General features: G+C 62.4%; 1 protein-coding gene. It reads right to left on the reverse strand.

Annotation, left to right across the window (positions count from 1 at the left end; all coding sequences use genetic code 11):
* A partial coding sequence (locus ACGLHR_RS52140; RefSeq protein ID WP_400104011.1) for a Tn3 family transposase occupies positions 1–575 on the reverse strand: 575 nt, incomplete at both ends.

A 575-nucleotide genomic window follows, 5' to 3' on the forward strand; every position in this document is an offset into this window, starting at 1 on the left:
GCCACGCCAAAGCGCGTGAGTGCCTGGACTGCAGTGCATTGCCCACTTTGCACGGAGGCGGCAATCCGTACCAGTTCATCCCAGGCGCGCTCAATAAGGTTCAGTCGAACATCGGCGTCTGTGACGGCAACCAGTTGGCTCGGCACGTCATGGTGCCTGGGGACATGCAGGCGCCGGTCGCGCAGGTGGGCGAGTCGCGGACAGAGATCGAAGCCCAACAACCGTGACAGGCTCATCGCGAAATCCGTAAACCCGTGTGTATCCACAGCAAGTTGGGCCACGTCGTCCGATCCACCTTGCCGGATCACGCCCTCGATCGCTGCGCCTGCCTGCCGCTCATTAAGCAGAATTGGCTGGTCATAGAAAATGCCCCAGCGATCGCGAACGTGAGTGTACATCCCGATCGATGCCGTCCGCCGGCGCGGGTCGGCCCGCGCTTGCCAGACAGAGCGTGTCGTTTCCAACGACATCATGTCCGACGACGCCAGATCGGAGCGTCCCCAATGCTGGGCAATCGGGTGCTGGTGCATGAAGGTCAGCACGGCTTCTGCCGCGTGGCGCAGCTTCCGTTCGTC

This window comes from Cupriavidus sp. CuC1, from assembly GCF_044627735.1.
Classification (GTDB): domain Bacteria; phylum Pseudomonadota; class Gammaproteobacteria; order Burkholderiales; family Burkholderiaceae; genus Cupriavidus; species Cupriavidus ulmosensis.